This window comes from Pseudomonas sp. A-1 (assembly GCF_004801855.1).
GTDB lineage: Bacteria > Pseudomonadota > Gammaproteobacteria > Pseudomonadales > Pseudomonadaceae > Geopseudomonas.
Genome location: NZ_SSTC01000135.1, coordinates 1 through 7,362 on the forward strand (window position 1 = coordinate 1; position 7,362 = coordinate 7,362).

Consider the following 7,362-nt stretch of genomic DNA (forward strand, 5'->3'; position numbering starts at 1 on the left):
CGGCGGGGGCGCGGCTGATCGCCGAGCTGCTGGTCGACGCCGCCGCCTGCCGGCGCCTGGTGGACGGCGACCCCGCCAGCCTGAGCGCCGCCGTCGAGCACCTGCGTGGCGAGCTGCGCGGGCGCGAACAGCGCTGCGTCGAGGCCCTGCTCGCCCTGTACGCCTTCCGCCGGGGCGATGCCGCCGCCGGCGAGCTGCCGCTGCAGGACGGGCGCTGGGGCGACGACCTGTTCCATCCGGAAACCCTGAAGCAGCTGGGGGTGAAGGTCGGTGGCGGCATGGCCGCCGGCGCCGCGGCCGGGGCCGGCATCGACCTGCTGGTCGGCGGCCTGACCCTGGGCGCCGCCGCAGCGCTCGGGGCCATCGCCGGCGGCACCTGGCAGACCCTGCGCAACTACGGCGAACGCCTGAAGGGCAGGCTCACCGGCCAGCGCGAGCTGAGCGTGGACGACGCCGTGCTGCGCCTGCTGGCCCTGCGCCAGCGCCAGCTGCTGGCGGCGCTGGAAGGCCGCGGCCATGCCGCGCAGCAGCCCATCCGCGTGGACAACCCGCGGCAGCAGGCCTGGCGCGAAGGAAAACTGCCGGGGGCGCTGCAGCGGGCCCGCGCCCACCCCGAGTGGTCGACGCTGAATGCGGGCGCGCGCCCGCAGCAGGCCGAACGCCAGGAGGAAATCCGCCGGCTGGCGGCGCAGCTGCAGGAATAGGGCTACTGTCCGCCCTGCAGTCCGGCACGGATCGCCTGCAGCGCCGCGCGGTAGTAGACCTGGCCCTCGACCGACTCGGCGAAGGCCACGTACTCGGCCAGCTGGGCGTCGTCGAGGTCGCGATAGACGTACAGCAGGGTGTTCTCCAGCTGGCCGGCGATCTGCTGCATCACCCGCTCGCGCTGGCCGCCGAGCAGCTCCTGCGGCATGCCGTCGCCCAGCAACGTGCCGGACAGCCCGGGCAGCATCTGGCTGAGGCTGTCGGCGGCCACCCCGGCCAGCGCCACGCTGACCTCGGCGCCGGCCTCGCGCGCCGGCAGCGCCTTGCCCAGGCGCTGCACCAGGGCGCGCCGCGCCGCAGCGGCATTCACCTGCGGCAGGCCGTCGGCATGGCGGTTCAGCTCGGCGGGCGCGGTGGCGCGCACCTCGCGCTCGACCACGGCGCGGCCCAGTGGGCTGTCGAAGAAGCGGATCGCCGGCAGCGGATCGGGCAGCCCCTGGCGCAGGCTGGCCAGGGCGCGCTGGTCCATCGCCTGCGGCGCGAAGCGGCGGTTGCTGTTGTCCACCAGCGCCTGGTACACCGCCGGCGGCAGGCTGCCCTGGTAGCGCTGCTGGGCGGCGAGCAGGGCGGCGCTGAAGTGCTCGCGCTGCTGCGGCCAGCCGGCCAGTTCGTAGAGCAGGTCGTGCTCGTCGGCCCGGCTCAGCAGGCTGACGACGCAGAGGACGAGGGCAATCAGGACACGCATGGCAACTCCCGCGAAACAGGCTCGTATTGTCGGTGCCGGGCCCGGGGCTTGTCGAGGCGCGACTGCGGCCGGACGTCGCACCGCGCCCGCCGGGACCGCACGGCAGCGGCGCGGCGCACGACGAATGGGCGGCGCCCACTTCTGTAGGCGGGGGCGGCCCCGCTAGAATGGGCCATGGACATCGATACCGCCTCCCCGCCGCTCCTCGAGCGGATTCTCGACGATCTGGCCAGCCAGGGCTGGTCGGTGCAGCCCCTCGCCCTGCCGGCCGGGCTGACCGCCGAGCTGGCCGCCGAATGCCGCCGCCGCCACGCCGCCGGCAGCCTGGCGCGCGCCTCGGTGGGTCGCGGCAGCGGCCAGCTGATCGACGACGGCATCCGCGGCGACCACATCCAGTGGCTGGTGCCGGGCGAGTCCGCGGTCACCGACCGCTACCTCGGCGTGCTCGATGCGCTGCGCGAGCGCCTCAACCGCGAGCTGTTCCTCGGCCTCGAGGACTACGAGTGCCACTTCGCCCTGTACCCGCCGGGCAGCTTCTACCGCCGCCACCTCGACCGCTTCCGCGACGACGACCGGCGCACGGTGACCACGGTGTTCTACCTCAACGACGACTGGCAGGCGCAGCACGGCGGCGCGCTGCGCATCGCGCTGCCGGACGGCGAGGAGCGCGACGTGCTGCCCGCCGCCGGCACCCTGGTGGTGTTCATGTCGGGCGACTTCCCCCACGAGGTACTGCCGGCCAGCCGCGAGCGCCTGTCGCTGACCGGCTGGTACCGCCGGCGCGGCAGCGGGCCGCTGTAGGCGTGCAGAAACGAAGAAGGGAGGCCTCGGCCTCCCTTCTTCGTTCATCCGGCTGCGCTTAGAACAGCACGCGGCAGCGGATGGTGCCGTTGACTTCCTGCAGCTTCTGCTGCGCCAGGTCGGAGTATTCCTTGTCGACGTCGATCACCACGTAGCCGACCTTCTCGTTGGTCTGCAGGAACTGGCCGGCGATGTTGATGCCGTTGTCGGCGAACACCTTGTTGATCTCGCTCATCACGCCCGGGATGTTCTGGTGGATGTGCAGCAGGCGGTGCTTGCCCGGGTGCGACGGCAGGGCCACTTCCGGGAAGTTGACCGAGGACACCGAGGTGCCGTTGTCGCTGTACTTGACCAGCTTCTCAGCTACTTCCAGGCCGATGTTGGCCTGCGCCTCGGCGGTGGAGCCACCGATGTGCGGGGTGAGGATCACGCGATCCAGTCCGCGCAGCGGGCTGACGAAGTCTTCATCGTTGGATTTCGGCTCGACCGGGAACACGTCGATGGCGGCGCCGATCAGGTGCTCGTCCTTGATCGCCTCGGCCAGGTGGTCCAGCTCGACCACGGTGCCGCGCGCGGCGTTGATCAGGATGCCGCCCTTCTTCATGGCGCGGATTTCCTTCTCGCCGATCATCCACTGGGTGGACGGCAGCTCCGGCACGTGCAGGGAGACGATGTCGGCCATGCCCAGCAGCTCGTGCAGCGAGCCGATCTGCTGCGCGTTGCCCAGCGGCAGCTTGGTCACCACGTCGTAGAAGTACACCTGCATGCCCATGGCCTCGGCCAGCACGGAGAGCTGGGTGCCGATCGAGCCGTAGCCGACGATGCCGAGCTTCTTGCCGCGGATCTCGAAGGAGTTGGCCGCCGACTTGATCCAGCCGCCGCGGTGGCAGGAGGCGTTCTTCTCGGGGATGCCGCGCAGCAGCAGGATGGCTTCGGCGAGCACCAGCTCGGCCACCGAGCGGGTGTTGGAGTACGGCGCGTTGAACACGGCGATGCCGCGCTCGCGGGCGGCGTTGAGGTTGACCTGGTTGGTGCCGATGCAGAAGCAGCCGACGGCGACCAGCTTCTTGGCGCAGTCGAAGACTTCCTCGGTCAGCTGGGTACGCGAGCGGATGCCGATGAAGTGCACGTCGGCGATCTTCTCCTTCAGCTCCTCCTCGGACAGCGCGCCCTTCAGGTACTCGATGTTGGTGTAGCCGGCGGCCTTGAGGGTATCCACGGCGTTCTGGTGCACACCTTCGAGAAGAAGGAACTTGATCTTGCTCTTGTCGAGAGAGGTCGTCTTGCTCATCTGCGTAAACCTGTTGTCCCGGGGGTTGTCTGGGCGGTGGACAGCGCGGGCTGTGCCGACCCGCAAGTCGGCGGCGGGCGCGATCGGCGGGGTGCGTATGCTACCATAGCGCCCCCGCGAAGCGCCCATCCCCGAGCATGAAGCCTGCTCAGGGTGATCATGAACCGCCCGAGATTTCCGCAGATGAGCCAAGCTGCCCTGATCGAAGAACTGAAGACCCTGGTCGAGCCCGGCAAGGTGCTGACCGACGCCGCCTCCCTGGACGCCTACGGCAAGGACTGGACCAAGCAGTTCGCCCCGGCACCGCTGGCCATCGCCTTCCCCAAGTCCATCGAGGAAGTGCAGGCCATCGTGCGCTGGGCCAATGAGCGCAAGGTCGCCCTGGTGCCCTCGGGCGGCCGCACCGGCCTGTCCGCCGGCGCCGTCGCCGCCCACGGCGAGGTGGTGGTGGCCTTCGACTACATGAACAAGGTTCTCGAGTTCAACGCCTTCGACCGCACCGTGCGCTGCCAGGCAGGGGTGGTCACCGAGCAGCTGCAGAACTTCGCCGAGGAGCAGGGCCTGTACTACCCGGTGGACTTCGCCTCGGCCGGTTCCAGCCAGATCGGCGGCAATATCGGCACCAATGCCGGCGGCATCAAGGTGATCCGCTACGGCATGACCCGCAACTGGGTGGCCGGCCTCAAGGTGGTCACCGGCAAGGGCGACATCCTCGAGCTGAACCGCGACCTGATCAAGAACGCCACCGGCTACGACCTGCGCCAGCTGTTCATCGGCGCCGAGGGCACCCTGGGCTTCGTCGTCGAGGCGACCATGCGCCTGGAGCGCGCGCCGAAGAACCTCACCGCCATGGTCCTCGGCGCCGCCGACCTCGACTCGATCATGCCGGTGCTGCACGCCTTCCAGAGCAAGCTCGACCTGACCGCCTTCGAGTTCTTCTCCGACAAGGCGCTGGCCAAGGTGCTGGCCCGCGGCGACGTGCCGGCGGCCTTCGAGACCGAGTGCCCGTACTACGCGCTGCTCGAGTTCGAAGCCAGCAGCGAGGAGGTGTCCAACGCCGCGCTGGAGCTGTTCGAGCACTGCGTCGAGCAGGGCTGGGTGCTCGACGGCGTGATGAGCCAGAGCGAGCAGCAGCTGCAGAACCTGTGGAAGCTGCGCGAGTACATCTCCGAGACCATCAGCCACTGGACCCCGTACAAGAACGACATCTCGGTCACTGTCTCCAAGGTGCCGGCGTTCCTCAAGGAAATCGACGCCATCGTCGGCGAGCACTACCCGGACTTCGAGATCGTCTGGTTCGGCCACATCGGCGACGGCAACCTGCACCTGAACATCCTCAAGCCCGACGCCATGGCCAAGGAAGACTTCTTCGCCAGGTGCGCCACCGTCAACAAGTGGGTGTTCGAGACCGTCGAGAAGTACCACGGCTCGATCAGCGCCGAGCACGGCATGGGCATGACCAAGCGCGACTACCTGGGCTACAGTCGCTCGGCCGAGGAAATCGCCTACATGAAGGCGGTCAAGGCGGTGTTCGATCCCAACGGGATCATGAACCCCGGCAAGATCTTCCCGGCCTGATTCGCCCGGGGTGGCAGACCGCAGTGCGTCTTCCACCCCGACCGCGAACGGTGGAGCCAGCCTGCGGCCGTTTTCCGCGCCAAGGATCATCAGGAGTCAGTCATGAGCTACCAGCACCAGTACGTCGACGGCACCCGCATCCACTTCCCGCTGGGCAAGGTGGTCTGCGTCGGTCGCAACTACGCCGAGCACGCGAAGGAACTGAACAACCCGGTACCCAGCGAGCCGCTGCTGTTCATCAAGCCGGCCACCGCGGTGGTCGACCTCGAGGGCGGCTTCGCCATCCCCGAGGGGCGTGGCGAGGTGCACTACGAGACCGAGATCGCCGTGCTGATCGGCAAGCCGCTGTCGACCCAACCGGACGACGACGAGATCCACGGCGCCATCTCCGGCTTCGGCGTGGCCCTGGACCTGACCCTGCGCGAGGTACAGGCGCGCCTCAAGGACAAGGGCCATCCCTGGGAGATCGCCAAGGCTTTCGACGGCGCCTGCCCGCTGTCGCCCTTCGTCCCCGCCGACGCGGTGGAGGATCTGGCCGACATCGGCGTGCGCCTGACCGTCAACGGCGAACTGCGCCAGGACGGCCACAGCCACGACATGCTGACCCCGATCCTGCCGCTGATCCGCTACATCAGCGGCCACTTCTCCCTGCAGCCGGGCGACGTGGTGCTCACCGGCACCCCGGCCGGCGTCGGCCCGCTGGGCCGCGGCGACCAGCTGCTGCTCGAGCTGCCCGGCCTGTGCGCCTTCGAGAGCCGCGTGCTCTGAAGCCGGCCGCCGCGGGCGGACCCGCCGGGTCCGCTCGCGCCTTCACGCTTTTTTCATAACCCGCCGCCGCGCCTCTGGCATCCTGTCGCGCCCGACCAACGGAGTGCGTCATCCCATGCCTGCTTCCCGCCGCCGGCGCCTGCTGTCCGCCAGCCTGCTGCTGGCCCTGGCCACCGGACTGATCGCCGCCCACCTGCTGCACCTGGACGACCGCCTCGGCCTGTACTGGCGGGAACAGCGCGCCAGCGAGAGCGAGCGCCAGGGCGGCATCTGGCTGCCGGACTACCGCCTGGTGCTGGAAACGGAACTGGCCGGCCTCGCGGAGGACGAGACCTCGGGGCTGACCTGGAACCCGCTGACCGGCACCCTGTTCACCGTCACCGGGCAGAACCCGCAGCTGGTCGAGTTCACCCCCGGCGGGATGATTCTGCGGCGCATCCGCCTGGAGGGCTTCTCCGATCCCGAAGCCGTCGAGGCCCTCGGCGACGGCCGCCTGGCCATCGTCGACGAGCGCCGCCGCCTGCTGGCGGTGTTCCATCTCGAACCGGGCATCGAGCATCTCGACCTGGCCACGCTGCCCAGCTACGACCTGGGCTTCGCCGGTTCCGGCAACAAGGGCTTCGAGGGGCTGGCCTGGAACCCGCACACCCGGCGCCTGCTGCTGGCCAAGGAGCGCGACCCGCTGGGCCTGTTCAGTCTGCCGTTCCCCGGCGAGGACGGCGCCGCCGGCATCCTCGAGCCGGTCCCCGGCGCCCACCTGCTGGTGCGCGACCTGTCCTCGGTGACCATCGATCAGCGCAGCGGCCACACCCTGCTGCTCTCCGACGAGTCGCGCCTGCTGGTCGAGCTCGACCTGGAGGGCAAGCCGCGCAGCTTCATCAGCCTGTTCGGCGGCCTGCACGGCCTGGTACGCGGCATCGCACAGGCCGAGGGCGTGGCCATGGACGCCGCCGGCAACATCTACGTGGTCGGCGAGCCGAACCGCTTCTACGTGTTCAGTCGCCGACCGCAGCAGCACTAGCCGGCCAGGGTTTCGTCGACCAGCTCCGCCTCGGGGGCATGCTTCTTCACCGACTCCATGCCCTGGTTGCAGCTGGCGGCGCTGGCGTACAGCTGGCTCTGGCCGATCACCTGGCCGTTGCTGGCCTTGAGCACGAAGTAGGGCCGCCCGTCCCTGGCGGTCATCGGCTCGAAGGCGCCGTCGCGCACAGCGTTCCTGCGCACCGAGGCGATGCCGTTGAGCGCCGAATCCTTGGCCTTGTACTGCTCGCCGGACAGGATGACCTGACCGTTGCCGGCCTCGAGATGGAAGTGGAACTGGCCGTTGGCGGCCTTGCTCAGACGGAACTTGCCGGACATGGTCTGTCTCCTCGCATGACGCTGTGCCTGCGATAAAGCTAGGTTCTGTACGAAAAGTCTGAACGGGTAGAATCGGCGCCATGACAGGCTGGAGGCCCGCATGGCAAAGCGTTAC

The 7,362-nt window shown here is 69.3% G+C and carries 8 protein-coding genes; 5 read left to right on the forward strand and 3 right to left on the reverse strand.

All coding sequences use genetic code 11. The annotated features are described in order from the left end of the window. On the forward strand, window positions 1–704 hold a 704-nt coding region (locus E5198_RS19625; protein ID WP_136491614.1), incomplete at its 5' end, for a DUF3482 domain-containing protein. A 2-nt stretch (window positions 705–706) separates the two neighbouring features. On the opposite strand, the gene E5198_RS19630 is transcribed toward E5198_RS19625, so the two are convergent. Continuing rightward, entirely contained in the window at window positions 707–1,450 is a 744-nt protein-coding gene (locus E5198_RS19630; RefSeq protein ID WP_136491615.1) for a hypothetical protein, read from the reverse strand. A 174-nt stretch (window positions 1,451–1,624) separates the two neighbouring features. Between E5198_RS19630 and E5198_RS19635 the strand changes: the two genes are divergently transcribed. Then, on the forward strand, window positions 1,625–2,251 hold the full coding sequence (locus tag E5198_RS19635) for a 2OG-Fe(II) oxygenase (RefSeq protein WP_136491616.1): 627 nt from the start codon (window positions 1,625–1,627) through the stop codon (window positions 2,249–2,251). Window positions 2,252–2,309: 58 nt separating this feature from the next. On the opposite strand, the gene serA is transcribed toward E5198_RS19635, so the two are convergent. Continuing rightward, window positions 2,310–3,542, reverse strand: a complete 1,233-nt coding sequence (serA, locus tag E5198_RS19640) for a phosphoglycerate dehydrogenase (protein WP_136491617.1) — start codon at window positions 3,540–3,542, stop codon at window positions 2,310–2,312. Window positions 3,543–3,725: 183 nt separating this feature from the next. Here serA and E5198_RS19645 point away from each other — a divergent pair, with 183 nt between their 5' ends. The 3 genes from E5198_RS19645 (at window position 3,726) to E5198_RS19655 (ending at window position 6,909) form a co-directional block, all read left to right on the forward strand. Continuing rightward, entirely contained in the window at window positions 3,726–5,120 is a 1,395-nt protein-coding gene (locus E5198_RS19645) for an FAD-binding oxidoreductase (protein WP_136491618.1), read from the forward strand. A gap of 102 nt (window positions 5,121–5,222) precedes the next feature. Further along, window positions 5,223–5,888: a fumarylacetoacetate hydrolase family protein gene (locus E5198_RS19650; RefSeq protein ID WP_136491619.1), complete on the forward strand. Its 666-nt coding sequence runs from the start codon at window positions 5,223–5,225 to the stop codon at window positions 5,886–5,888. A 115-nt stretch (window positions 5,889–6,003) separates the two neighbouring features. Next, window positions 6,004–6,909 carry an SdiA-regulated domain-containing protein gene (locus E5198_RS19655; RefSeq protein ID WP_136491620.1) on the forward strand — a complete coding sequence of 302 codons (906 nt, stop codon included), beginning with the start codon at window positions 6,004–6,006 and terminating at the stop codon, window positions 6,907–6,909. On the opposite strand, the gene E5198_RS19660 is transcribed toward E5198_RS19655, so the two are convergent. Further along, window positions 6,906–7,247, reverse strand: coding sequence for a YegP family protein (locus tag E5198_RS19660; protein WP_136491621.1), 342 nt, complete (start codon window positions 7,245–7,247; stop codon window positions 6,906–6,908). The genes E5198_RS19655 and E5198_RS19660 overlap by 4 nt on opposite strands. Window positions 7,248–7,362: the final 115 nt, after the last annotated feature.